This is a genomic window from Phyllobacterium zundukense (genome assembly GCF_002764115.1).
Taxonomy (GTDB): Bacteria; Pseudomonadota; Alphaproteobacteria; order Rhizobiales; family Rhizobiaceae; genus Phyllobacterium; species Phyllobacterium zundukense.
Map to the genome: position 1 here is coordinate 60,072 of NZ_CP017943.1, position 25,640 is coordinate 85,711.

General features: G+C 62.2%; 26 protein-coding genes. 20 read left to right on the forward strand and 6 right to left on the reverse strand.

The window, feature by feature from the left end; genetic code table 11:
• Positions 1-157: 157 nt before the first annotated feature.
• Positions 158-877, reverse strand: a complete 720-nt coding sequence (locus BLM14_RS25915) for a GntR family transcriptional regulator (protein WP_100002975.1) — start codon at positions 875-877, stop codon at positions 158-160.
• 196 nt (positions 878-1,073) lie between these two features.
• Between BLM14_RS25915 and BLM14_RS25920 the strand changes: the two genes are divergently transcribed.
• The 8 genes from BLM14_RS25920 (at position 1,074) to BLM14_RS25955 (ending at position 8,841) form a co-directional block, all read left to right on the forward strand.
• Positions 1,074-1,907 (forward strand): substrate-binding periplasmic protein, encoded by an 834-nt coding sequence (locus BLM14_RS25920; protein ID WP_100002976.1) that lies wholly within the window; start codon positions 1,074-1,076, stop codon positions 1,905-1,907.
• A 60-nt stretch (positions 1,908-1,967) separates the two neighbouring features.
• Positions 1,968-2,738 (forward strand): amino acid ABC transporter ATP-binding protein, encoded by a 771-nt coding sequence (locus BLM14_RS25925; RefSeq protein ID WP_162293251.1) that lies wholly within the window; start codon positions 1,968-1,970, stop codon positions 2,736-2,738.
• A gap of 10 nt (positions 2,739-2,748) precedes the next feature.
• Positions 2,749-3,417, forward strand: a complete 669-nt coding sequence (locus tag BLM14_RS25930) for an amino acid ABC transporter permease (protein ID WP_100002977.1) — start codon at positions 2,749-2,751, stop codon at positions 3,415-3,417.
• Between the two features lie 11 nt (positions 3,418-3,428).
• Positions 3,429-4,094, forward strand: a complete 666-nt coding sequence (locus BLM14_RS25935; RefSeq protein ID WP_100002978.1) for an amino acid ABC transporter permease — start codon at positions 3,429-3,431, stop codon at positions 4,092-4,094.
• Positions 4,095-4,130: 36 nt separating this feature from the next.
• On the forward strand, positions 4,131-5,009 hold the full coding sequence (gene dapA / locus BLM14_RS25940) for a 4-hydroxy-tetrahydrodipicolinate synthase (protein WP_100002979.1): 879 nt from the start codon (positions 4,131-4,133) through the stop codon (positions 5,007-5,009).
• A 64-nt stretch (positions 5,010-5,073) separates the two neighbouring features.
• On the forward strand, positions 5,074-6,306 hold the full coding sequence (locus BLM14_RS25945) for an NAD(P)/FAD-dependent oxidoreductase (RefSeq protein ID WP_100002980.1): 1,233 nt from the start codon (positions 5,074-5,076) through the stop codon (positions 6,304-6,306).
• A gap of 37 nt (positions 6,307-6,343) precedes the next feature.
• The gene (locus BLM14_RS25950) at positions 6,344-7,813 is read left to right on the forward strand and encodes an aldehyde dehydrogenase family protein (protein ID WP_100002981.1); all 1,470 of its coding nucleotides are present in this window, start codon (positions 6,344-6,346) and stop codon (positions 7,811-7,813) included.
• Entirely contained in the window at positions 7,810-8,841 is a 1,032-nt protein-coding gene (locus BLM14_RS25955; protein WP_100002982.1) for a proline racemase family protein, read from the forward strand. Before BLM14_RS25950 ends, BLM14_RS25955 begins: the two co-directional genes overlap by 4 nt.
• Before the next feature lie 479 nt (positions 8,842-9,320).
• Here the strand turns inward: BLM14_RS25955 and BLM14_RS25965 are convergent, their stop codons facing one another.
• Positions 9,321-10,295 (reverse strand): PaaX family transcriptional regulator C-terminal domain-containing protein, encoded by a 975-nt coding sequence (locus BLM14_RS25965; RefSeq protein ID WP_162293252.1) that lies wholly within the window; start codon positions 10,293-10,295, stop codon positions 9,321-9,323.
• Positions 10,296-10,496: 201 nt separating this feature from the next.
• Here BLM14_RS25965 and pcaF point away from each other — a divergent pair, with 201 nt between their 5' ends.
• From pcaF to BLM14_RS26015, 10 genes are read left to right on the forward strand one after another with little or no spacing between them, the layout of a single operon-like run.
• Complete coding sequence (gene pcaF, locus BLM14_RS25970; protein ID WP_100002984.1) at positions 10,497-11,702, forward strand: 3-oxoadipyl-CoA thiolase; 1,206 nt, start codon at positions 10,497-10,499, stop codon at positions 11,700-11,702.
• 25 nt (positions 11,703-11,727) lie between these two features.
• On the forward strand, positions 11,728-12,732 hold the full coding sequence (gene paaA, locus BLM14_RS25975; RefSeq protein WP_100002985.1) for a 1,2-phenylacetyl-CoA epoxidase subunit PaaA: 1,005 nt from the start codon (positions 11,728-11,730) through the stop codon (positions 12,730-12,732).
• Positions 12,733-12,745: 13 nt separating this feature from the next.
• Positions 12,746-13,030: a 1,2-phenylacetyl-CoA epoxidase subunit PaaB gene (gene paaB, locus BLM14_RS25980; RefSeq protein WP_069061017.1), complete on the forward strand. Its 285-nt coding sequence runs from the start codon at positions 12,746-12,748 to the stop codon at positions 13,028-13,030.
• Positions 13,030-13,812, forward strand: coding sequence for a 1,2-phenylacetyl-CoA epoxidase subunit PaaC (gene paaC, locus BLM14_RS25985; protein WP_100002986.1), 783 nt, complete (start codon positions 13,030-13,032; stop codon positions 13,810-13,812). Before paaB ends, paaC begins: the two co-directional genes overlap by 1 nt.
• Positions 13,813-13,821: 9 nt before the next feature.
• Positions 13,822-14,346: a 1,2-phenylacetyl-CoA epoxidase subunit PaaD gene (gene paaD, locus BLM14_RS25990; protein ID WP_100002987.1), complete on the forward strand. Its 525-nt coding sequence runs from the start codon at positions 13,822-13,824 to the stop codon at positions 14,344-14,346.
• Positions 14,347-14,368: 22 nt separating this feature from the next.
• The gene (gene paaE / locus BLM14_RS25995) at positions 14,369-15,445 is read left to right on the forward strand and encodes a 1,2-phenylacetyl-CoA epoxidase subunit PaaE (protein WP_100002988.1); all 1,077 of its coding nucleotides are present in this window, start codon (positions 14,369-14,371) and stop codon (positions 15,443-15,445) included.
• 11 nt (positions 15,446-15,456) lie between these two features.
• Positions 15,457-16,212: a Phenylacetic acid catabolic protein gene (locus BLM14_RS26000; RefSeq protein ID WP_100002989.1), complete on the forward strand. Its 756-nt coding sequence runs from the start codon at positions 15,457-15,459 to the stop codon at positions 16,210-16,212.
• A gap of 15 nt (positions 16,213-16,227) precedes the next feature.
• Complete coding sequence (gene paaZ, locus BLM14_RS26005; protein WP_100002990.1) at positions 16,228-18,285, forward strand: phenylacetic acid degradation bifunctional protein PaaZ; 2,058 nt, start codon at positions 16,228-16,230, stop codon at positions 18,283-18,285.
• Positions 18,286-18,289: 4 nt separating this feature from the next.
• Positions 18,290-18,787 (forward strand): acyl-CoA thioesterase, encoded by a 498-nt coding sequence (locus BLM14_RS26010; RefSeq protein WP_100002991.1) that lies wholly within the window; start codon positions 18,290-18,292, stop codon positions 18,785-18,787.
• The gene (locus tag BLM14_RS26015; RefSeq protein ID WP_100002992.1) at positions 18,788-19,402 is read left to right on the forward strand and encodes a transferase hexapeptide repeat family protein; all 615 of its coding nucleotides are present in this window, start codon (positions 18,788-18,790) and stop codon (positions 19,400-19,402) included.
• A 10-nt stretch (positions 19,403-19,412) separates the two neighbouring features.
• Here the strand turns inward: BLM14_RS26015 and BLM14_RS26020 are convergent, their stop codons facing one another.
• From BLM14_RS26020 to paaG, 4 genes are all read right to left on the reverse strand, one after another.
• Positions 19,413-20,009 (reverse strand): TetR/AcrR family transcriptional regulator, encoded by a 597-nt coding sequence (locus BLM14_RS26020; RefSeq protein ID WP_100002993.1) that lies wholly within the window; start codon positions 20,007-20,009, stop codon positions 19,413-19,415.
• Between the two features lie 95 nt (positions 20,010-20,104).
• Positions 20,105-21,415 carry a phenylacetate--CoA ligase PaaK gene (gene paaK, locus BLM14_RS26025; RefSeq protein ID WP_100002994.1) on the reverse strand — a complete coding sequence of 437 codons (1,311 nt, stop codon included), beginning with the start codon at positions 21,413-21,415 and terminating at the stop codon, positions 20,105-20,107.
• A gap of 35 nt (positions 21,416-21,450) precedes the next feature.
• A complete protein-coding gene (gene paaI, locus BLM14_RS26030) occupies positions 21,451-21,900 on the reverse strand; it encodes a hydroxyphenylacetyl-CoA thioesterase PaaI (RefSeq protein WP_100002995.1) in 450 nt (149 codons plus the stop codon).
• Complete coding sequence (gene paaG / locus BLM14_RS26035) at positions 21,897-22,685, reverse strand: 2-(1,2-epoxy-1,2-dihydrophenyl)acetyl-CoA isomerase PaaG (RefSeq protein WP_100002996.1); 789 nt, start codon at positions 22,683-22,685, stop codon at positions 21,897-21,899. Before paaG ends, paaI begins: the two co-directional genes overlap by 4 nt.
• Positions 22,686-22,785: 100 nt before the next feature.
• On the opposite strand from paaG, the gene paaN reads away from it, so the two are divergent.
• Together paaN and BLM14_RS26045 are read left to right on the forward strand one after the other, a co-directional pair.
• Complete coding sequence (gene paaN, locus BLM14_RS26040) at positions 22,786-24,447, forward strand: phenylacetic acid degradation protein PaaN (protein ID WP_100002997.1); 1,662 nt, start codon at positions 22,786-22,788, stop codon at positions 24,445-24,447.
• Between the two features lie 44 nt (positions 24,448-24,491).
• Positions 24,492-25,640: an ABC transporter substrate-binding protein gene (locus BLM14_RS26045; protein WP_100002998.1), complete on the forward strand. Its 1,149-nt coding sequence runs from the start codon at positions 24,492-24,494 to the stop codon at positions 25,638-25,640.

The following is a 25,640-nucleotide window of genomic DNA, read 5'->3' on the forward strand; positions in this document are numbered from 1 at the left end:
ATCGCTGCCCCTGTCGGAGGCTTCAGCCCACTCGCTGATTCGGAATTGCGGCTCGCGCGCTCGGCCGCGGGCGTTCCGGAGACTCGCGAACACCGAGGCTTGAACCGATGTGCAGAAGATCAACCCTTGCCGGTCTTTCTCGCCGACAGCGCCAGCGTCACTCCGCGGCAATCGGACGACCGAGGGTCACTCCGGTCGAGTAGTTCTCGCGCAGGAACGCGATGAAGTTGTCCTGGAACTGCCGCGTGTGGCCGTGGGCGAGTTCGTCCGCGCGCTCGACATCCTTGTCCCGGATGGCTTCCAGCATAAGCGCGTGTTCGTCGGTGAGGAGGTGGCCCTCGCCGCCGCGCTCCAGATACTCGAAATGGAGATGCAACATGCGTTGCCCCTGGTTGAGCAGGCGTTCGTAGAAAGAAGCGAAATAGGGATTCCTGCCTGCATGGGCGACGGCCATGTGGAACTGCTTGTTGGCCTCCGACATCTTCAGGTGCTGGCCCGTCTTCACCGCAGCCTCGAACTCCTTCTGGCGCTTGGCGATGATCTTGAGGTCCGCATCGGTCCGCAAAGCCGCGGCCAGCCGCGTGTTCATGCGCTGGGCGACATCGAGTGCCTCCACATACTTGGGAAAGCTCGCGACCTCGATGGGCGCGACAATGGTGCTGCGGTTGGAGAGCGTCACCACCAGGTCCTCACCCGCAAGCCGGATCAGCGCCTCGCGCACCGGGGACCGCGACATGTCGAAGCGTTCCGCGAGCGTGGTCTCGTCGAGCAGCTGGCCTGGCGGAAGCGTCAGCGCCAGAATCTCGGCCCGCAGCGTGTCGTAGACCGTTTGCCAGCCCGTTCCCCGCACTCGCTTCATTTCGATTTCTTCGGGCAAGCAAATCCCCTTCCGTGTTTTGCAGTATTGGGCCAGAAAATCCGGCACTGGGCTATCTTAAATTTTCTTCTTGACTTTGTCGACTGCTAGACGACATAAGTTCAACAGTCGACACGAAGCCGACAGAAGAAGAATGCAAGAACGGCCAAAGCCGACAGGTGGAACCGCGCGAATAGCGCAAACAAGAGGGAAATCAATGTTTACCAAGCTTATCGTGTCCGCTTTGCGGGCGTTGCCGGCGCTCGCCCTGATGGCAGGGCTTTCCGCTACTGCAGCCCATGCGCAGAGCGCAGAAGGCTATTGGCAGGGCGTGCAGAATGCCGGCGTTCTTCGCTGCGGCGCGGCCGTTGCTCCGCCCCACGTGATCCGCGATCCGGCCACTGGCGAATACACAGGCTTCTTCGTCGAGCTCTGCCGTGAATTCGCCGGCGTTCTGGGGGTCAAGCCGCAGTTTGTCGACACCACTTGGGACAACATCGTTGCAGGCCTGCAGGCGGGCAAGTGGGATATGTCAATGGCGCTCAATCGCACTCCGGCTCGCGCCATGGCGATACAGTTCTCGATCCCGGCCGTGCAGAACCAGCTCACGCTTGCCTACAACAAGGACAATCCCAAGATCCCGGCCGGAGCAAAGTCGGTCGCCGACATCGACCAGGAAGGCGTCACGATCGCCGTCATGTCCGGCACGGCTCAGGACAAGGCGATTTCGGCTGCGGTCAAAAAAGCGACGATCCTGCGCCTGCCGACAAATGACGAAACCCGGCTTGCGATTATCTCAAAGCGGGCGGATATGCTTGTCGATGACGGCGACACCAATACACTCTTCGCCCAGTCGAACCCCGATTGGGCCGTGGCATTGGCCCCAGAGCCGGCGTTGGCGAAACAGGGCGTCGCCTTCGGCCTGCCGCATCAGCTTTCGGCCGCCGACGTCGAAGTCGTGAACATTTTCCTGCAGGATCGTATCGCCACCGGGCACGTGGAGGAATTGGTTCGCCAAGCTGTGGATCAGGTTCTCAAGGCCGGAAACTGAGCAGTGCCGGAGCCGCTTTGGGCGGCTCCGCTTCCTCTGTCCAAGATGAGATTTCGAACGATGTCAGACACCGCTCCGCTGGTTAAGATTGAAGGACTACACAAGAGCTACGGCGGCGTCGTGAAGGTGCTGCAGGGCTTGGACATCGAGATGAAGGCGGGTGACCGCGTCGTCGTCATTGGTCCGAGCGGCGGCGGCAAATCCACGCTCCTGCGCGTCCTGATGGGGCTTGAGCAGATCGATAGGGGTGCTATCACCTTCGGTGGCAAACCTTACATTTCCGCCAACGGCAACGGTAAAACATCGATCGACGCCAAGGTCCGGCGATCGATCGGAATGGTCTTTCAGCACTATACATTGTTCCCGCACCTAGACGTCATCGGCAACCTCATTCTTGCGCCGGTGAAAGTGAGAGGCGAGAAGAAGGCCGATGCCATCGCGCGAGCGATGGCGCTGCTGACGCGTTTCGGCCTTGCGCAAAAGGCAAACGCCTACCCCGCCCAGCTTTCCGGCGGTCAGAAACAACGTGTGGCGATTGCCCGTGCGCTTATGCTCGATCCGAAACTGATGCTGTTCGACGAAGTGACGTCGGCGCTCGATCCCGAGCTCGTGAGTGAAGTCGAGCAGGTGATCCTGCAACTCGCCCAGCAGCAGATGCCGATGGTCATCGTGACCCACGACATGTGGTTCGCCAAGCATATCGCCTCTCGCGTCATCTTCTGCGCCGGCGGTGTGGTGGTCGAGGATGGTCCGCCCGAACAGGTGCTTGGGGCTCCGAAGGAGGAGCGCACGCGCGAGTTTATCGAGCGGGTGTTCCACATCCAGCATTGAGGGGCGGATCATGAATTATAGTTTCGACTTCGCGTCCGTCTTCCGGAACTTCGGCCCTCTCTGGGACGGTCTTCTCGTCACGATTGAGCTGACAATCGCGGCAAACGCTATTGGGTTGACCCTTGGATTTCTGCTCGCATTGCTCGTCATGAGCCGTTGGGCAGCGGTCCGGCTTCCGGTCATGCTGTTCATCGAATTCTTCCGCTGCACGCCCGCAATCATTCAAATCGTGTGGTTCTTTTACTGCGTTCCGATGCTTTTCGATGTTTTCCTCGGCTCCATTACTATGGGCATCCTGGCGCTCGGGCTCAACGTCGCCGCGTTCAATGCAGAAGCCTATCGTGCATCGATTCAGGGGGTGCCCCGGGAGCAACTCGATGCTGGGATAGCCCTAGGTCTGAACCCGTTCCAACGCATCTTGTACATCATTCTTCCAACGGCGGTCCGCAACTCGATCCCGGTCTTGCTCACCAACGGGATCGGCATCTTCCAGCAAAGCGCACTGGTCGCCATCGTCGCCGTCCAGGACCTCATGTACCAGGGCAAGACGCTCGCCACGCAGACTTATCGCCCGATCGAGACCTTCACCATCGTCGCTTTCATATATTTCGCCGTGTCGTTCCCCGTATCCCAGATCGTTGGATACTTGGAACGCCGTCGAGAAACCCTGGCTAGTTGAGGAGACCCACGATGACCCTCAACTTTGCCGCCGTGCTCAAATTTCAGGACGCTCTTCTTCTCGGCCTTTGGACCACGCTAAAGTTGACCCTGATCTGCATACTGCTTGGTTGCGTGCTTGGATTCCTGCTGGCTCTCGCCCGCACCTCGAAGAGCGCCATCCTAAGGGGCGTTTCCAGCGTCTATGTGGAATTCTTCCGTGGCACGCCCGTGCTAGTCCAACTGTTTTGGGTTTTCTTCTGCCTGCCACTTCTCCTTGGCGTCGAGCTTTCCAACATGGCGTCGGGCATCATTGCTCTGTCCCTATACATGGGCGCGATCAGCAGTGAGAGCTTCCGCGCCTCGCTGAAATCTGTCGGCCGCGAGCAGATCGATGCGTGTGTGGCTCTGGGCTTGTCGCCCTGGGTGCGGACGACAAGCGTCGTGCTTCCTCAGGCGGTCCTGCGCGCAGCACCAACGCTGCTCTCCAATTGCGTTAGCCTGTTCAAGGAAAGTGCACTCGTCTCGGCAGTCGGTATGGCGGACCTCATGTTCGTCGGCCAGAACATTTCCAACAACACGGCTCGGCCCATCGAGGTGCTGACCGTCGTCGCCCTCATCTACTTCGTCATCGCTTTCCCACTAACGCGCGCCGTCACGGTGATCGAACAACGCATCCTCAAGCGGCTGGCGGTCTGACGCGCCAATCGCCCGAACTCAACAATGGAGATACTGATGAAACTCTCTGGCGTCATGCCCGCCCTCGTCACGCCCTTCGATAAAGAAGGCCAGATCGATTTCAAGGCCTTCGAGAGGCTTCTTGTCCATCTGCGTGATGCAGGAGTGACCGGCTGGGTGCCGAACGGCTCGACCGGCGAATATTTCAGCCAGACGACCGAGGAACGGCGCGACGTGCTCCAGTTCGTCAAGGATTTTGCCAAGCCCGGCGAAATTCTGATCGCCGGTACCAATGCACCCGCCACGCGCGAAGTGATCGAGCAAACCGAACTGGCCAAGGAGATCGGCTACGATACGGTCCTGTTGGCGCCGCCCTTTTACACTCGTCCGACCCAGGCAGAGCTCATCAAACACTACGAGGCGGTGCTCGCCGCAGTCGACGTCAATCTGGTGCTCTATAGCTATCCCGCAAAGGACGGCTCCGACATCAGCTTCGAACTGATGGATCATTTTGCCGATAACACACGTGTCATCGGTATCAAGGAAAGCTCAGGCGTCCTGCAGCGGGCGATCGACATCGCCAGCCGCTACGAAGGCAAGATCCAGCTGGTCAGCGGCTCAGACGACATCGCGCTCGATTTCATGTTCTGGGGCGCCGACAGTTGGATCTGCGGACCCTCCAACTGCATGGCAAAAGCTTGCTGCGACCTCGACCGGACGTTCCGTTCCGGCGATCTTGCTAAGGCGCGCGAACAGATGAAGACGCTTTACAGGGCGATGAACATCCTCGAATCCGGCAAGTTCGTCCAGAAGATCAAATATGGTTGCGAGATGCAGGGCCTGCCCGTCGGCGAATGCCGCGCGCCGCTGGGGCCGCTGACCGACGACGAGAAGGCCGAATTCCGCACCGCCATGGAACCGATCCTCAGTTGGTAGGCCGGCTGGGCCGGGCGGATGGGCCGCCCGGCCAACATGAAACCTGATAGGAGAGAGGATACGCATGACCACCGTGATTGTCGGCGCAGGGGTTATCGGCACGGCGATCGCCTACGAACTGCAAAAGCGCGGCCGGCAGGTCGTCCTGCTCGACAAGGATGAGGTGGGTCGCGGTGCGTCCTACGGCAACATGGCGTCTATTGCGGTGACGGAGTTCATGCCGGCCTCGCGGCCGTCAATTTGGCGGCAGATTCCCGGCTGGATGCTCAACCCGGAAGGCCCGGTCCGCGTACGCCCAGGCTATATGCCGAAGCTTGTTCCCTGGTTTGTTAGATTTGTAGCGGCGTCGCGGCCGGGCAAACTGCGCCAGCTTGAGGCCGAGGGCGCGGCCTTGTCCAAACGCGTCTACGATGACCTGCTGCCGCTGCTGCGCGAAACAGGCCTGGAAGATGAACTGACGGAAAAGGGCTGTCTTTCGCTCTACAGTAACGAGGCGGAGTTCCACGCCGACCGCGAGCATATCGACATCCTGGAGCGCTTCGACTTTCCGCACCAGCGCCTGACGGGTGCTCAGGCACGGGAACTGGAACCGGAATTGTCGGATAACATCGGCATTGCCGTCCTCCTTCCGCAGAACCGGAGCCTGCGAGACCCGTTTCGTCTCGTGAACAGCCTTGCGCAGCGGTTCATAGCCCTCGGTGGGGAAATCCGGCGCGGCGACGTGGTTGGCTTCAACTGCTCCGATCGCGTCACCGCTGTCCGGCTTGCGGGCGACGGTCAAATCATGGCCGATGAGGTCATCATCTGCGCTGGCGCTTATAGCGCACTGCTGTCAAGAATGTTGGGCGAGCCGATGCCGCTTGAGACCGAGCGCGGCTATCATACGCAAATCATGTCGCCCGGCATTTCGATGCGTCACTCGATCATCTGGCCTGCCCGGGCCTTCATGGTCACGCCGACTGCAGGTGGCATCCGCGTCGGCGGAACGGTCGAAATGGCAGGTCTCGACGCCGCACCCGATTACCGCCGCTCCAAAATTACCGTGCGGAGAGCGCAGACAGCTTTGCCGAACCTGCGCTGCGAGAACTTTTCCGAATGGATGGGCCATCGCCCGGCTTTTCCGGATACCGTACCAGTAATGTCCGCCTCGGCGAAGGTACGCGGCGTCTTTTACGCCACCGGCCATGGTCATCTCGGCGTCACCTATGCCGCGACCACCGCACGCCTGATGGGTGACCTGATTACCGGCGCGACGCCGCCCATTGACATGCGCCCCTATCGTATCGACCGCTTCTGAAGCACGGTCGCTCAAACGCATCACATGTGAGGACACCATGCAAAACAAGCTTTTTATCGATGGCCAATGGGTCTCTCCGGCCGAAGGAACCATGCTTCCGGTGATCGATCCGGCAACCGAAGAGGTCTTTCACCACATTGCCGCGGCTGGCGCTCTGGAGGCCGAAGCAGCCGTGAAGGCGGCCCGAAAGGCCTTCGACAATGGTCCCTGGCCCCGTCTTTCGAGCAAGGAGCGTGCGATCTATCTGCGCGCCATGGCGCAGTGCATCCGCGATCGCATGCCGGAGTTGGCCCGTTTGGAAACCCGCGATAACGGCAAGCCGCTTCCGGAATCGGAGTGGGATATTGCCGACGCGGCCGGTTGCTTCGATTTCTATGCGGATCTGGCCGAGGAACTGGACGGCGAGGTGGAAGAGGTAAAGCTTGCAGATGCGCGTTTTGTCTCGAAGGCCGTGCGCGAGCCGCTGGGCGTGGCCGTCGCCATCGTTCCCTGGAACTACCCGCTTCTCATGGCCTCGTGGAAAGTTGCGCCCGCCTTAGCGGCCGGCTGCACCATGATCCTGAAGCCCGCCGAAACCACCTCGCTGACGGCGCTGGAGCTTGGCGCGATAGCAGAGGCCGTCGGATTACCCAAAGGCGTGCTGAACATCCTCTCCGGCAAGGGCTCGGTGGTTGGGCAGGCGCTGATCGAACATCCAGAGGTCGATAAGGTCGCCTTCACCGGTTCCGGTCCGGTCGGCTCGCGCATCATGGCCGCCGGGGCGAAAGACATCAAGCGCATCAGCCTCGAACTCGGCGGCAAATCGCCCTTCGTGGTCTTCGCGGACAGCGATATCGAGAAGGCCGTCGAGTGGATCATGTTTGGCATCTTCTGGAATCAGGGACAGGTCTGTTCGGCCACCTCGCGGGTTCTCGTGGAGGCGCCGCTCTATCCGAAGCTCCTGGAGCGGCTGGTGGAGGAAGCGAAGAAGATCAAGATGGGCAACGGCCTCGACGCGGGCACGCTGCTCGGGCCGCTCGTCAACAAAGGCCAGTATGAGGATGTCCTTCGTCACATCGACCGCGCCGTCGAGCAGGGCGCGACGGTTTCTTGCGGCGGCAAGTATGAAGACTTTGACAAAGGCTTCTGGGTCGCGCCGACCATCCTCACCAACATGGCGCTCGACAGCGATGCCTGGGTGGAAGAAATCTTCGGCCCAGTCGTCTGCATCCGTCCTTTCGAGACCGAGGAGGAGGCGATCCGTCTATCGAACGACTCCCGTTTCGGTCTTGCCGCCGCCGTCATGTCGGCCGATGACGCGCGTGCCGAGCGCGTCGCCGCGGCCTTCCGCGCTGGCATAGTCTGGATCAACTGCTCGCAGCCGACTTTCACCGAAGCCCCGTGGGGCGGCTACAAGCAATCCGGCATCGGCCGGGAACTTGGCCGCTGGGGCCTCGACAACTATTTGGAGACCAAACAGATCACCCGTCTGGTCAGCGATGAGCCATGGGGGTGGTATCTCAAATGACCTTCGACAAGGCGCTCGATATCCTGCTTGTCCATTGCCAGGGCGAAAGTGGCAATGTGCTTTTCAATGGCGCGCCAGAAATTCCGGGCGCGACCATTCTCGAAAAAATGGACCATCTGAACAATGTCGACCCGTCGCTCCGTCTGTTCCTGACACGCGAGCCTCGCGCGCAGGTCGTGCACACGACGAACCTGCTTTTGGCCCCAACCCGGCCGGATGCGGATGTAGCCTTCATCGTGTTGCAGCCGGATCGCGCCCATCCGATGTCGGGCTCCAACTGCATTTGCGTTGTGACCGCGCTCTTGGAAACCGGCCGGGTCAAAATGATCGAACCGGAAACGGTTGTCCGGCTGGATACGGCAGCCGGTCTGATTGTCGCCCGCGCGCATTGTGAAGGCGGCCGTTGCCTTTCAGTGAGCCTCGACAATGTCCCAGCCTTCGTCCAGCAGCTCGACGTCACAATTGAAACCGCGAAATGGGGACGGATCACTGGCGACATTGCCTTCGGAGGCGTCTTCTACGCTCAGATCAATGTGGATCAGGTGGGACTGCGGACTGTGCCGGAAGCGGCCCGCGCGCTTGCCGACGCAGGGACCGAGATCAAGTCTCTGCTGGCCGAGCAGGTCACCGTCAACCACCCTGAGATCCCGGGCCTGAACGAGATCGCCTATGTGATGTTCCGCGACTATCAACCGGACGGTTCGGTCATCACCTGCACCACGCTCAAGCCGGGTCGTGTGGATCGTTCGCCTTGCGGCACGGGTTCCTCGGCCAATATCGCAATCCTGCATGCAAGGGGGCAGGCGCGGACCGGCGACAAGCGAATCTCGCGAAGCATCATTGGCGGCACCTTCACGACAGAGATTTTGGGCGAGACGACGATTGGAGGCCGTCCCGCCGTTCTGCCGCGTATCACCGGCCAGGGCTATGTATTCGGCCGCCAGCAGTTGCGATTGGATCCTCAGGATCCGTTCCTGCACGGATTTGCAATGTCGGACACTTGGGGTCTGCAGGTCGGTGAACTGTGAAACTTGTCGGACAATCCACCCATGTGACGGGCGCGACGGGTGCCATCGGGCAGGTGATTTGCTGCGCGCTGGTGGGCGAGGGGGCAAGGGTCATCGTCCACTATGGTCTTAATCGCAATGCGGCAGAGCCGCTCGTGACCGCTCGACGGAAATGGCAGGTGTCTTTCTGCCGATCTTTCGGATCCCTGTGCTCCGCAGGCCCTGTGGGATCAGGCACGCATTTGCCGGTACGCTAACGGATCTGGTCAATAATGCGGGCGTCCGCTCCGAAGTTGCCATCGAGGCGCCGATGGATGAACGTTTGGGAGGGCGACAGTCGCGGGCACGAGGTACGCATCGTTCGATCAAACGCAGGAATCGTTGGTTGCGAGCCCCCGCAACCACCATCCCTGCGATAACAAAGAGCTGCTTTGCGCCAACAAACGGACCGGTCGAAGGAAATGCTCGGTCTAATCGCGGGTTCTGCGGTCCGACTTGGTTCAAGGCGTGATATTCAAAGTTTCGGACACGGTTTGAGCTTTTTCGACAACACCGGCCTGATGGGCTGTTGGGGAAGACGAACATCTCAAAAAATCCAGCCGATCACGGGCTTGGGATGTCGTTTCCGGTAGGCGTGTGTACCGCCCCTCGAAAGTGTCGGCGATTTGTCGTTCGGCCCTTCTGGACAATATAACGTAAAGCTGCGCGAACAGATCTCGCGCTTGCCTGCCAGGCCAGTCCTCGGGCAGGACGTCAGTCGGGAGCAGCGGATCTGCGAGGAGAACATGCCGGTACCGATGCACAAGCAAAAGCCGAACAAAAACGCAGTCGACCTCCGGCGCATAAGGATGAGTAAGGAGATGATCCAGGACCGGTCCGAACCGCACGATTAAGTCGCGGTACTCTTCAGCATAAACAGCCAGGGGCCACAATGTCGGTGCGAGTGTGACCATTTCCGTTTGGCCCTGGATTAAATCGCAGTGGAAAGTGATTGCCATTGTGAGTGGAAGATGCGCGTGGTTTGGTCGGATGTAGAGATTCTCGCCGATTCTGCCGAGGTGTTGCTGCCTGATCGTTTCCTCCTCCAGATGCGATGCTTGATACATAATCCAGCCCTCGGGGTCGGGTACTGGTTGGAATAGTAACCTCGCAGCGGTGTCGAACTCCTCTTTTGCTGCTTCGGCAAGCCGATAATAGCTTCGCCTTCCCTCGCGTTCTCCAATCAGCCGCCCGGATCCCACGAGGCGCGACACAGCCGTCCGAACATGCGTCTCCGAAATCCCGAACCGAACGCAAACCTCGATGAGCGTTCCCATCCACAGGACGCCGCCACGGGGCACAACGATGTCACCGTAAATGGTTACGATCAACGATGCTGCCCGGATACTCAGTCCTTCAAGAAGCCTGACTTTCCAGTTCTCTGCTCCAACAGAGTTGGAGATTGCGTAGGTCTCGTTTTGAATGCCGTCAGCCAAAGCACGCCCTCCTAACGTCCGACGATGTGAACCGCCAATGAGGCTCAACATAGACGAAAAATACGATAATAAAACCAGCTACTTACGAAAACATCACAAAAAACACCAAAAAATGAATTGAAGTGTGATGCTTTTGGAGTTATTCATTGACCGATCGGTTGGCTAAAGAGGATAGCCCCGTCTTTCGGAGGATTACGGAAAATGCCTGAAGCCTTTATCTGCGATGCCGTCCGCACGCCCATCGGCCGTTATGGCGGCCTGCTGTCGTCGGTGCGTGCCGATGACCTTGCGGCCGTGCCGCTTGCCGGGCTGATGGCGCGCAATCCCGACGTCGACTGGTCCAAGGTGGACGACCTCATCTACGGTTGCGCCAACCAGGCCGGCGAAGACAACCGCAATGTGGGCCGCATGGCCGTGCTGCTTTCGGGCCTTCCCGTTTCCGTTCCTGCCACCACCGTCAACCGCCTCTGTGGCTCCGGCATGGATGCCGTCGGCATGGCCGCGCGCGCCATCCGCGCCGGCGACTGTGATTTCGTCATTGCCGGTGGCGTCGAGAGCATGAGCCGCGCGCCCTTCGTCATGCCGAAGGCGGAAAGTGCCTTCTCCCGCGCCAATGCCGTCTACGACACGACGATCGGCTGGCGCTTCGTCAATCCGACAACGAAAAAGGCTTTTGGTGTCGACTCCATGCCGGAAACGGCCGACAACGTCGCCGCAGACTATGCCGTCAGCCGCGAGGATCAGGACGCCTTCGCCGCGCGCAGCCAGGCCCGCTGGGCGGCCGCGCACGAGGCCGGTATCTTTGCCGATGAGATCGTGCCCGTTCCTGTGCCGCAGAAGAAGGGCGATCCGCTCGTCGTCGACCGCGACGAACATCCGCGTCCCGGCACGACGGCCGAGCAACTCGGCAAGCTCAAGGGCGTCAACGGCCCGGACCTGTCCGTCACCGCCGGCAATGCCTCGGGCGTCAATGATGGTGCGGCCGCTCTGCTTATCGCCAATGAGGCTGTTGCGAAGGCACAAGGCCTGACGCCGAAGGCCCGCATCGTCGCCATGGCGGCGGCGGGCGTCGAGCCGCGCATCATGGGCGTCGGCCCGGCACCGGCGACGCGCCGGGTGCTGGAGCGCGCCGGCCTGTCGCTTGACCAGATGGATGTCATCGAACTCAACGAGGCCTTCGCCTCGCAGGCGCTGGCGGTTCTGCGCGATCTCGGCCTGCCGGACGATGCGGCGCATGTGAACCCGAACGGCGGCGCCATCGCCATCGGCCATCCGCTCGGCATGAGCGGTGCGCGGCTTGTCACCACCGCCACCTATCAGCTCCACCGCCAGGGCGGGCGCTATGCACTTTGCACGATGTGCATCGGCGTCGGCCAGGGCATCGCCATCATTCTCGAGCGCGTCTGACGCGCCGGAAACAGGAGGAAAGACCATGTATGCCCAGATGGTGAAGACCGATGCCGCGCGCGTCCGGTCCCTCGACGAGATGGAACCCCACGAGCGCGCCTTCCAGGAGCGCGTCGACGCCGGCCAGAAGATCGAGCCGAAGGAATGGATGCCGGAAGGCTATCGCAAGACGCTGGTGCGCCAGATCAGCCAGCACGCCCATTCCGAAATCGTCGGCCAGCTGCCGGAAGGCAACTGGATTTCCCGCGCGCCGACGCTGGAGCGTAAGGCCATCCTGCTCGCCAAGGTGCAGGACGAGGCGGGCCACGGCCTCTATCTCTATTGCGCCGCCGAGACGCTCGGCATCAGCCGCGACCAGATGTACGAGCAGCTCCACTCAGGCAAGGCCAAGTATTCCTCGATCTTCAACTATCCGACGCTGACCTGGGCCGATATCGGCGCGATCGGCTGGCTGGTCGATGGCGCGGCGATCATGAACCAGGTGCCGCTGCAGCGCTGTTCCTACGGCCCCTATGCGCGGGCCATGGTGCGCATCTGCAAGGAAGAGAGCTTCCACCAGCGCCAGGGTTTCGACATCCTGATGAAGATGGTGAAGGGCACTCCGGCGCAGAAGGCCATGGTGCAGGACGCGCTGAACCGTTGGTGGTGGCCGTCGTTGATGATGTTCGGCCCGTCGGACGACGCCTCCGTGCATTCGGCCCAGTCGATGGCCTGGAAGATCAAGCAGAATTCCAACGATGAGCTGCGCCAGAAATTCGTCGACCAGACTGTGCCGCAGGCAAAATATCTCGGCCTCACCGTGCCGGACCCGGACCTCAAGTGGAACGAGGAAAAGGGCGGCCATGATTTCGGCGAGCCGGACTGGGAAGAGTTCTTCAACGTGATCGCCGGCAACGGCCCCTGCAATGCGGAACGCCTCGACGCCCGCAGACAAGCCTGGGACGATGGCGTCTGGTTCCGCGACGGCCTGACCGCCCATGCGGAAAGAGCCGCTGACCGTCGCGCCGCCGCAAAGATTGCGGCTGAATAAGGGAGTGAGAACGATGTCCAGCGAATGGCCGCTTTGGGAAGTTTTCATCCGGGGCCAGCATGGCCTCAACCACCGCCATGTCGGCAGTCTGCACGCGCCCGACGCCGAAATGGCGATCAACAATGCCCGCGACGTCTATACGCGCCGCAACGAGGGCGTCAGCATCTGGGTGGTGCGGTCATCCGAGATCACCGCCAGTGCGCCCTCGGAAAAGGGGCCGCTGTTCGATCCGTCGAACTCCAAGGTCTACCGTCACCCGACCTTCTTCGACATTCCGGATGAAGTGGGGCACATGTGATGGCGACCGCAGCACTTGAACCGGCGGTCGATCAGGCCGCGCTTCTCGAATTCCTTTTGCGCATCGGCGACAATGCGCTGATCCTCGGCCATCGCGTCTCCGAATGGTGCGGCCATTCTCCGGCATTGGAGGAGGATATCGCGCTTGCCAACACCGCGCTCGACCTGATCGGCCAGACGCAACTCTGGCTCGGCCTTGCCGGCGAAGTGGAAGGCAAGGGCCGCTCGGCCGACGATCTTGCCTATCTGCGCGACGGCTACGAGTTCCGCAACATTTTGCTCGTCGAGCGCCCGAACGGTGATCTCGGCAAGACGCTGATGCGTCAGTTCCTCTTCGACGCCTGGCACTACCTGCTGCTGAAGGCGCTGAAAGGCTCGACCGAGAAGCGCATCGCCGAGATCGCGGAAAAGGCCTTCAAAGAAGTTTCCTACCATCTCGACCGCAGCCGCGACCTCGTCATTCGCCTCGGCGACGGCACGGCTGAAAGCCACCGCCGCATGCAGGAGGCGCTGGATGATCTCTGGCCCTATACCGGCGAGATGTTTACGAGCGATGCGGTGGATGCGGCACTTGTGGACGCCGGCGTCATCCCGGAACCGCAGAGCCTCAAGGCCGGCTGGGACGAGATCGTCACTGAGGCGCTTTCCGAAGGCACGCTGAAGAAGCCGGCCGACGGCTACATGCACAAGGGCGGTCGGCGCGGCGTGCACACCGAGCATCTCGGCTTCATCCTGTCCGAGATGCAGTTCCTCCAGCGCGCCTATCCGGGCGCCACCTGGTAGGAGGCGGTGATGGCCATGGCACTCCGTCCCTCGATCGACGATGTCTGGCACTGGCTTTCGGAGGTGCCGGATCCGGAAATCCCGGTGATCTCACTCACCGACCTCGGCATCATCCGTAACGTCGCCTGGCGCGACGATACGCTGGTGGTGACGGTGACGCCGACCTATTCCGGCTGTCCCGCCACCACGATCATCAATCTTGATATCGAGACGGCGCTCGCGGAAAAGGGTCTTTCGCTGGTGAAGCTGGAACGCCAGCTCTCGCCCGCCTGGACGACCGACTGGATCAGCGCCGAGGGCCGCGAAAAGCTGCGCGACTACGGCATCGCCCCGCCGATCGACGGCACGGCCGCCGGTGGCGTGCTCATGAAACGCGTCGACCGGCTTTCGGGCCGCTCGAACCTGACGATCGCCTGTCCGCGCTGCGGATCGACCAATACCGAGAAGATCAGCCAGTTCGGCTCGACGCCCTGCAAGGCGAGCTATCGTTGCACCGACTGCCTGGAACCGTTCGACTATTTCAAGTGCATCTGACCCATAGGGAGAGGGCCCGCGCATGGCACGTTTTCATCCCCTGACCGTGACCGACATTCGCCGCGAAACGCGCGATGCGGTCGTGGTCACGCTCCGGCCGTCCGACGAGGACCGCGCCGTCTTCGATTTTACGCAGGGCCAGTACCTGACTTTCCGCCGCAAGTTCGAGGATGAGGAGCTGCGCCGCTCCTATTCGATCTGCGCCGGCAGGGACGAGGGCGTGCTGAAGGTTGGCATCAAGCGCGTCGATGGCGGCTGCTTCTCCACCTGGGTCAACGAGAACCTGAAGCCCGGCGACACGCTGGAAGCCATGCCGCCGATGGGCGCCTTCTTCACGGCGCTGGAGCCGGAGGTGTCGAAACACTACCTCGGCTTTGCTGGCGGCAGCGGCATCACGCCAGTGCTTTCGATCATCAAAACAGTGCTGTCACGCGAGCCGCGCGCCCGCTTCACGCTGGTCTATGCCAACCGGCAGATCAGCTCGATCATGTTCCGCGAGGAGCTGGAGGACCTGAAGAACCTCTATCTCGGCCGCCTCTCCGTGCTGCATGTGCTGGAGAGCGAGGCGCAGGATATCGATCTCTTCACCGGCCGCATCGATGGCGCGAAATGCGCGGCCCTCTTCAGGAACTGGATCGACCCGAAGTCGGTGACGACAGCCTTCATCTGCGGCCCCGAGCCGATGATGCTGGCGATTGCCGCCGCCCTTCGTGAGCATGGCCTTCGCGACGACCAGATCAAGTTCGAGCTGTTTGCCTCTTCACAGCCCGGCCGGGCTCCGCGCAAGGTGGGGCAGGTCAACGGTGCCGACCACGCCGCCGCCTGCGAGGCAACCGTCACCCTCGACGGCGCGACCCGCATCTTCAAATTCCCGAAACACGGCCAGAGCCTGCTCGACGCCGCGCTCGAAAACGCCATGGACGCGCCTTACGCCTGCAAGGCGGGTGTCTGTTCCACCTGCCGCGCCAAGGTTTTGGAAGGCGAGGTCGAAATGGAAACCAACCACGCGCTGGAAGATTACGAGGTGCGCCAGGGTTATGTGCTGACCTGCCAGTGCTACCCGCTCAGCGACCGCATCGTCGTCAGCTACGACCAGTAGGGGGAAACCGCATGTCCGATACAATGCCGATCGAGGACTATCTGGTCAAGGGCGGCGTGCTCTCATCGCCGGCCAACGTGCCGCCGCGCTATCGCGGCGAACTGCTCCGGCTGATGGCGAGTTTTGTGGATAGCGAACTTGCCGGCTCCGCCGGCTTTGCCGATGTGATCAACGACGCCCCCGGCATTCAGGAGCGCATTTCTGCCGCCCGCATCGTGCTGGAAAAAGCCGACCATGCCGGCAAGGTGCTGCGGGTCATGGAAACCTTCGGCGCCGATGGCGGACGCTATGCGGTGCACCATCCCTGGGCGGTTCGGCTCGCCCGCGAGGCGGATATCGGCGCGGCGCGCCAGGGCGGCGACATGCGCCTTTCCGTCTTCCATTATCCGCTCACAGGCTGGGTGGATGCCGTCGTCATGAACGTGCTGATGGGCCAGGCGAGCGTCGTGCAGTTGAAAGAACTGGCACGCGTCTCCTACCAGCCGCTCGCCGAGGTTTTCCGCGCCATCCTGCCGCGCGAGACCCGCCATGCAGAACTTGGCCTCGCCGGCCTCCTGCAGATCGTCGATGACGCAGAAGCCCGTGCAAAGGCCAAAGCCTCCGTCGCCTACTGGTATCCGCGCGTCGCCGCGAGTTTTGGCCATTCCGGCTCGGCCCGCTTCGAGACGCTGTCGCGTTTCGGCCTGCGGCATACGCCAAACGAGACCCTGCTTGCCGAATGGCGGGCGGAGGTCGATGCGCAGCTTTCTGCACTGAACCTGAACTGACTGAGGGGTAATAAGATGAACGTCATGGCAAACCGGCCGCGCCGGCTCGAAAGCTATGTCGGCGGCCTGTGGGTCGCTGGCGCCAAGGAAGGCGTGCCGCTGCTCGATGCCTCGACGGGTGCGCCGGTCGCCTTCATCGATTCCACCGGCCTCGACTTCAAGGCGGCGCTTGCCTTTGGGCGCGAGAAGGGCGGTCCGGCATTACGGCGGATGTCCTTCCATGAGCGCGCCGCTATGCTGAAGGCGCTCGGCCAAGCCCTGATGGAGCGCAAGGAAGAGTTTTATGCACTCTCCACCGCGACCGGCGCCACCCGCGCCGACAGCTGGGTCGATATCGAGGGCGGCATCGGCACGCTGCTTTCCTACGCGTCCAAGGGGCGGCGCGAACTACCGAACACCCGCGTGCTGCTGGATGGCGATGTCGAGTTGCTTTCCAAGGATGGCACGTTTTCCGCGCAGCACATCCTGAGCCCGTTGCAGGGTGTCGCCGTCCACATCAACGCTTTCAACTTCCCGTGCTGGGGCATGCTGGAAAAACTGGCGCCAACGCTCATCGCCGGGGTTCCTGCCATCGTCAAGCCGGCCAGCCAGACCGCCTATCTCACCGAACTCATGGTCCGCCGTATCATCGAGACCGGCATCCTGCCGGAAGGGGCGCTCCAGCTCGTCTGCGGTTCGGTAGGCGACCTCCTCGATCACGTTGAAGGCCAGGATGCCGTGACCTTCACCGGTTCGGCGGCGACCGGCCAGCGGCTCAAGACGCACAAGGCGATCGTCGGCAATTCGGTGCGCTTCACCATGGAGGCCGATAGCCTCAACGCCGCCGTGCTCGGCCTCGATGCCGCGCCCGGCACCGACGAATTCGATCTCTTCGTCAGGGAAGTCGCCCGCGAAATGACGGTCAAGGCCGGCCAGAAGTGCACGGCGATCCGCCGTGTCATCGCGCCGCGCGCTTATGGCGAGGCCCTCATCCAGAGCCTCAGCGATCGCCTCGGCAAGACGGCCATCGGCAACCCTGCCGACGAAGCCGTCCGCATGGGGCCGCTCGCCAGCCTCGACCAGCGGGAGGAAGTGCGCGCTCGCATCCGCGATCTAGCTACCGATGCCGAGATCGTCGCGGGCGATCCGGACAATCCGAGCGTGCTGTCTGGCGATGCGGTCGCCGGCGCCTTCCTCAATCCGGTGCTGCTCTATTGTGATAAGCCGGGCTCGGCACGCGCGGTGCACGATGTCGAGGCCTTCGGCCCGGTCAGCACCGTCATGCCCTATGACACGGCGGAAGAAGCGGTAGACCTTGCCCGGCGCGGCAAGGGCAGCCTCGTCGCCTCCGTCTTCACCAACGATCCGGCCTTTGCCGAAGAGGTCGTGCTCGGGCTCGCACCCTTCCACGGCCGCGTGATGATCGGTAACCGCATCAGCGCGAAAAGCTCCACCGGTCACGGCTCGCCGCTACCGGGCCTCGTCCACGGCGGCCCCGGCCGCGCGGGCGGCGGCGAGGAACTGGGCGGCATTCGCGGCGTGAAGCATTACATGCAGCGCACCGCCGTGCAGGGCACGCCGACGATGCTTTCGGCCGTCACCGGGCGTTGGATCCCCGGTGCCGAAGTGCGTTCGGGCGGCGAACATCCGTTCCGCAAGTCGTTGGCCGAACTGAAGATCGGCGACCAGCTTGTTACGGCGACACGTATGGTGACGCTCGACGATATCGAGCACTTCGCCCAGTTCACCGGCGACACCTTCTACGCCCATATGGACGAGGAAGCGGCCAAGGTGAATCCGTTCTTCGACGGGCGCGTGGCGCATGGCTATCTCATCGTCTCCTTTGCCGCCGGCCTGTTCGTCGATCCGGCACCCGGGCCGGTTCTCGCCAATTATGGCGTCGACAATCTGCGCTTCCTGACGCCGGTCAATCCGGGTGATACGTTGCAGGTGCAACTCACCTGCAAGGAGATCAACCCGCGCGCCAATGCCGAGCACGGCGAGGTGCGCTGGGACTGCAAGGTAACCAACCAGACCGGGGCCGCGGTCGCGCAGTACGACGTTCTGACGATGGTGGCCAAAACGCGAGGGTGACCGCATGACCCCGATTGAGCAGGACCCGCGCCGCCTGGAAATGACCGTTCTGATGACGTCCGACATGGCGAATTTTTCCGGCAAGGTCCACGGCGGGGCGCTGCTCAACCTGCTTGATCGCGTGGCCTTCTCCTGTGCCTCGCGCTACTCGCAGCAATATGCGGTCACGCTCTCGGTCGACCAGGTGATGTTCAAGGAGCCGATCCATGTCGGCGAGCTCGTCACCTTCCGCGCCTCGATCAACCATACGGGAGGCACTTCCGAGGCGGAAGACATCCGCTCTGGCCACCGCCGGCACACCAATTCCTGCTACTTCACCATGGTCGCCGTCGACGATGCCGGCCGGCCGGTGTGCGTGCCGAAACTGCGAACGACAGACTTTTTCGACATCCGTCGCTATAAGGCGGCCGAACTTCGCCGCACGTTGAGGCGCGAATTTGCGGAACGGCTGGAGTCGGTTGCAGAGACGGGCCGCGACGTAGACAGATCCGGAGAAGACTAGATGGCGCAGATCTATGCATATGACGGCGTGATCCCGGTGATAGATCCTGACGCGTTCGTCCACCCGGCAGCTATCGTCATTGGCGACGTGATCGTCAGCGCTGCCTGTTATGTCGGTCCTGGTGCAGTGCTGCGTGGCGACTTTGGGCGAATCGTGCTTGAGCGTGGTTCGAACGTGCAGGAAACCTGTGTCGTGCACAGCTTTCCAAATCTCGACGTCGTTGTCAGCGAGGAGGGCCATATAGGCCACGGTGCGGTGTTGCATGGCTGCCGAATTGGACGCAATGCAATGGTCGGCATGAACGCCGTCATCATGGACGAGGCGGTTATTGGGGAGAATGCCATTGTTGCCGCGATGGCCTTCGTCAAGGCTGGCGCCGAAATCCCGGCAAACAGCCTGGCAATCGGTGCGCCGGCGCGTGTGGTGCGCGAACTCACGCCGGAGGAGATTTCATGGAAGCGTCGCGGCACCGCCATCTATCAGCGGCTGGCACTCGAGGCAAAGGAGAAGCTGGCGCCGGTTACGCCGCTGACGGCGCCTGAGCCCGACCGGCGGCGCATTCGCGCGCCGGAATACGACCCGCTCGTTCTCGAGCGGCTGAAGCTCGGCGATTGACGAACTTGCCTCAGCGAACCGCCTTCACGCCCTCGAGTATGAGCGTGGTCGCAATATCCGCATATTCGTCGCGGGTGATCGGCCCATTTGGTCGAAACCACATATACACCCAGTTCATCATGCCAAACAGCGACATAGTCACCGGCATCAGCAAGGGCCTTTCCTTGCTGAGATCAGGGTTGATCTCGTAGATCACCGCGGAAAAGCGCTTGACGATCCGCCTTTCGATTGCCTGCAGCTCCGAAAGCTGTTCTGGCGACAGCGCGCTGGTGCCGTTGAGCTGTACCTTGTGTTCGTTGTCCCGGCCCTCGTAGTTCTTCAGCACGGCCTTCACGAGAAGTCGCAGCTGCTCCTGTGGGGCAACATCGCTGCGATCCGCCGCTTCGATCGCGCCGTCGAGCTCCGTCAGGTGCGTGCGCACGATATCGAAGATCAGCGCGTCCTTGCCGGGATAGTAGTGATAGAGCAGGGCCTTCGAGACATTGCTGTGCGAGGCGATCATCGACATGGACGCCTTCTCCATGCCCACCTCGGCAAATACTGCCGCAGCACTCGTGAGAATGCCACGCTGTTTTTCCTCGAAATCCACTGCGCGCGTGCGTGCCATGTCGTCCTGCTCTGCTCATTCCGGGCTGATGGCTGCGGGGAGGGCGGCCGCCCTCCCTATACACAGTCAAGCCGGTGCCGGGCTATCCCGGCGTTTCATTCTTTCGGGCGGTTGTCGACCACCCGCTTTGCCTTGCCTTCGGAGCGTGCCACGCCGCCCGGCTCGTGCACCGTAATCTTCGTGGAGACGCCGACCACGCTCTTGATGTGGTGGGCAAGCTCCTTCGCCGATCCGGCGCGCGCGCCCTCGTCAGTCGCTTCCAGGGTACATTCGACGTGAACCGTCATGTTGTCCATACGGCCGGAGCGGCTGAGCTCGATCTGGAAATGCGGTGCCAACCCGCGACATTTCAGGATCTGTTCCTCGATCTGGGTCGGGAAGACGTTGACGCCGCGCAGGATCATCATGTCGTCGGATCGGCCGGTTATCTTCTCCATGCGGCGCATGGAGCGGGCGGTGCCGGGAAGCAGCCGTGTCAGGTCGCGCGTGCGATAGCGGATGATCGGCAGGCCTTCCTTGGTAAGCGTCGTGAAGACCAGCTCGCCGAGTTCGCCGTCCGGCAGCACCTCGCCCGTCGCCGGGTCGATGATCTCGGGATAGAAATGATCTTCCCAGATGTGCAGGCCATCCTTCGTCTCGACGCATTCGTTGGCGACACCCGGGCCCATGACTTCCGACAGGCCATAGATATCGACGGCGTGCATGTCGAAAGCCTGTTCGATTTCTTCTCGCATCGCGTTGGTCCACGGCTCGGCGCCGAAGATGCCGACGGCAAGCGAGCTTTCGCGCGGGTCGACACCGTGGCGGCGGAACTCGTCGAGGATCGAGAGCATATAGGAAGGCGTTACCATGATGATGCGCGGCTTGAAATCCTGCATCAGCGTCACCTGGCGCTCGGTCATGCCACCGGAGATGGGCACGACCGTGCAGCCGAGCTTTTCCGCGCCATAATGCGCGCCGAGGCCTCCGGTGAAGAGGCCGTAGCCATAGGCGACATGGACGATATCGCCAGCGCGGCCACCCGAGGCCCGGATCGATCGGGCGACGACGGTCGCCCAGGTGTCGATGTCCTTCGCGGTGTAGCCGACGACGGTCGGCTTGCCGGTGGTGCCGGAGGAGGCATGGATGCGGGCGAGCTTTTCACGCGGCACGGCGAACATGCCGAAGGGATAGGTGTCGCGCAGGTCCTTCTTGACGGTGAAGGGGAATTTCGCGAGGTCCGACAGGGTCTTCAGGTCGGTTGGGTGAACGCCGGCCTCGTCGAAGCGCTGGCGGTAGAAGGGGGAACTCTCGTAGGCGTGGGTCAGCGACCATTTCATGCGCTCAAGCTGCAGCGTGGAAATCTCGTCACGCGACGCCGTCTCGATCGCTTCAAGGTCTCCGGGGCGGGGGGATAGGTCTTCCATAAAATCTCCTCCGAGAATGCGGGATGGTACCAACCTCAGCCCTGTTCAGGCAGATGGGTACCCTTGACTGTTCGCGAGTGGCCGCGGAATTCCGCGACGTGCTCGCCCTCCTGATTGGTGATGCGGATATCGTAGATGCCGCCCCGTCCGCGGCGCGACTGTTCCCGTGCCGTCGCCGTCAGCCGGTCGCCCTTGAAGGCCGGCGCGATGTAAGTCACCGAACAGTGCTGGGCGACGGTGCGCTGGTTATAGGTGTTGCAGGCAAAGGCGAAGGCGGAATCCGCCAGCGTGAAAATATAGCCGCCGTGGCAGGTGCCGTGACCGTTCGTCATGGCGTCAGTGATCGTCATCGCGATCACCGCTTCACCCGGTGCTACGGAGACGATCTCCATGCCGAGATGGCGGGTCGCGTTGTCATCCTCCCACATGGCTTTGGCGCAGGCTTCGGCAAGCGCCTGCGGGGAAAGGCTGGCGGCGTCGTTCATCGGCCCTTGAACTCCGGCTTGCGCTTTTCGAGGAAGGCGGAAACGCCTTCGGCATAGTCGGCGCTGCGGCCGGCCTCGCGCTGCAGATCGCGTTCAAGGTCGAGCTGCTGGTCGAGCGAATTGGTAGCGGCGGCCTGGATGGCGCGCTTCGTCATGCCGAGGCCCTTGGTCGGGCCGGCGGCGAGGCGGGTGGCGAGCGCGGTCGCCTCTTCCATCAGCGCGTCGTCGTTGATCGCGCGCCAGATCAGGCCCCAGTCGGCGGCAATTTCCGCGCCGAGCGGCTCTGCCGTCAACGCGAGGGCCTTGGCGCGCGCCTCGCCGATGAGGCGCGGCAGGCTCCAGGTGCCGCCGGAATCCGGCACGAGGCCGATCTTGGCGAAAGCCTGGATGAAGCGGGCCGAGCGGGCGGCCAGCGTGATGTCGCAGGCAAAAGCGATGTTGGCGCCGGCGCCGGCGGCAACGCCATTCACCGCACAGATGACCGGTTTTTCCAGGCTGCGGATGAGGCGGAGCAGAGGATTATAGAAGGTCTCTATCGTGTGGCCGAGGTCCGGCACGCCCTTGCTCGGGTCGCGGTCGCCGAGGTCCTGGCCGGCGCAGAAGCCGCGGCCGGCGCCGGTCAGGAGTACTGCTCGCACGTCGGCATCCGCGTGGGCGCGCTCGAAACCGGCGCGGAGGGCAAGATGCATTTCCTCGTTGAAGGCATTGAGCTTGTCCGGGCGGTTCAGCGTGAGGCTGAGAACGCCATCGGCAAGCGCCGACAGAATGGTGTCCGAATCCGACATATTTCCTCCCTGCCACCCTTCCCAGCGGCAACTGAAAAAAACTCTTGCATAAACCGACCGGTCAGTCAATTATAAAAGCACAGACTGGGAGGAGCCAGACATGACCGGACTTTTCGAGCGCCATCGCCCGACGTTGCAAGCTGCAGTGAATGCCGCTGCCAAGCGCGACTATTGGTCCGCCTATTCCGAAATTCCGAGCGGCAAGATCTATGGCGAGACCGCCAAGGATGATGGCCTTGCCATCTATAAGGCACGGCTCGGAAAATTCTTCAACCTGCCCGGGCATCCCGCGAATGATACGGTCGGTGCGGAGGTTTCGCCTTTCGGACCGTCCCTTGGCATCGCCTATCCCGCTGCCTCCGTTGATATGCTGGTCTCTGCCTCACGTGTTGCCGCGCCGCAATGGGCGTCCGCATCTCCGGAGGTTCGCACCGGTATCTGTCTCGAAATCCTCGCCCGTCTCAATGCTCGCAGTTTCGAGATGGCGAATGCCGTCATGCACACGACGGGTCAGGCCTTCGCCATGGCCTTCCAGGCGGGCGGTCCGCATGCGCAGGATCGTGGCCTCGAAGCCGTCGCCTATGCCTATGCAGAGATGACCCGCACGCCGGTGCAGGCAACCTGGACGAAGCCGCAGGGCAGGGGCGAGCCGATCGTCATGGAAAAGCACTGGCGCATCGTCCCGCGCGGCGTTTCGCTCGTCATCGGCTGCAACACCTTCCCGACCTGGAACAGCTATCCCGGCCTTTTCGCGAGCCTTGCGACCGGCAACACGCTAATCGTCAAGCCGCATCCGGCGGCGATCCTGCCGCTTGCCATCACCGTCGAGATCGCACGGCAGGTGCTGGTCGAGGAAGGTTTTGCTGCTGATATCGTGCTGCTTGCCGTCGATGCGCCCGGTTCCGAGATCACCAAGGACCTCGTTCAGCACCCGGCGATTGCCATCATCGACTATACCGGCTCCAACAGTTTCGGCAGCTGGGTGCGCGCCAATGCCGGTAGTGCCGATGTCTATACGGAAGAAGCGGGCGTCAACTCGATCGTCATCGGCGCCACCGACAATTTCGCCGGCATGTGCAGCAACATCGCCTTCTCGCTGTCGCTCTATTCGGGCCAGATGTGCACGGCGCCGCAGGATATTTTTGTACCCCGAGACGGCATCGAGACGAACGAAGGCCATAAGAGTTTCGACGAAGTCGCAGCCGGAATCGCCGCCGCGGTCGATGGCCTTTTGGCCGACCCGGCCCGCGCGGCGGGTGTCTGCGGCGCGATTGCCAATCCCGCGACGCTTGCCCGCGTGGCATCATCCCGTTCGCTGGGCCGTGTCGTGCGCGATTCCGCGGCACTCGAAGGACTTGGAGAGGCGCGTACTGCAACGCCGCTGATCGTCGCCGTCGATGCGGCCGATACGGATGCTTATGGTGAAGAACGCTTTGGCCCGATTGCCTTCGTCGTCGCCGTCGATGACGTAGCCGACGGCGTCAACCGAGCAGCCGAGCTTGCCGAACGGAAGGGCGCGATCACGGCGGCCCTCTACGAAACGAACGAGGCGCGGATTCTCGCCGCTGCCGATCGTTTCGCGCTCGCGGGTGTCAATCTTTCGGTCAATCTGACCGGCGGCATCTACGTCAACCAGAGCGCCGCCTTCAGCGATTTCCACGTTACCGGAGCCAACCCTGCGGGCAATGCCAGCCTTACGGATGCGGCTTTCGTTGCAAACCGGTTCCGCGTGGTGATGTGGCGCCGCCCTGTGGCGGCCTGAGAGGAACTGCAACTTAAACCTTTTCTCTGGGAGGAGAAACCGACATGAAATTTTCCGCTACCACCGCGCTTGCAGGCTCGCTGGCGCTTGTCCTTGGCTTCGCGGCCCCTGCCTTCGCCGACATCAAGATCGGCGCGACCATCTCTGAGACCGGCCCCGCCTCGTTTCTTGGAGACCCGGAAGCCAAGACGTTGAAGATGCTCGTCGAGGAGATCAATGCGGCCGGCGGCGTCAACGGCGAGAAGCTCGAGCTTATCATCTATGACGACGGCGGCGACCCGAACAAGGCGCGTACCTTTGCGACCCGCCTCGTCGAGGATGACGAAGTCGTTGCCTTGATCGGCGGCACGACGACGGGCACGTCCATGGCCATTATCCCGGTTCTGGAGGATGCCGAGGTACCGTTCATCTCGCTTGCCGGCGCGGTCGAGATCATCGATCCGGTCAAGCCCTTCGTGTTCAAGACGCCGCATACGGATCGCATGGCCTGCGCCAAGATCTTCGAAGACATGAAGAAGAACGGCATCACGAAGATTGGCCTGATCTCCGGTTCGGACGGCTTCGGCGCGTCGATGCGCAAGCAGTGCCTGGCGATCATCGGCGAATACGGCATCGAGGTCCTTGCTGACGAGACTTATGGCCCGACCGATGCCGACATGACGCCGCAGCTCACCAACATCAAGGGCAAGGATGGCGTCCAGGCCGTGCTGAACCCCGGTTTCGGCCAGGGTCCGGCGATCGTCACCCGGAACTACGCACAGCTCGCCGTCGGCCTGCCGCTCTACCAGTCGCATGGGGTTGCCTCCGATGGCTTCATCGAGCTTGCCGGCGCGCAGGCGGCCGAAGGCGTAAAACTGCCGGGCACGGCACTGCTCGTCGCCGGCCTCCTGCCGGAAAACGACCCGCAGCGTGCCGTGGTCGTCGCCTACAAGGAAGCCTACGAGAAGGCGACCGGCAAGCCGGTTTCGACCTTCGGCGGCTACGCCCATGACGCGTTTCGCATTCTCGTCGATGCGATCAAGCGGGCTGGCAGCGCCGAGCCATCGGCGATCCGCGACGCGATCGAAGGCACGTCCGGTCTCGTCGGCACGACCGGCACGGTGACGATGTCGGCAACGGATCACCTTGGCCTCGATCTCTCCGCCTTCCGCATGCTGAAGATCGAAGACGGCGGCTGGAAGATCGTCGAGTAA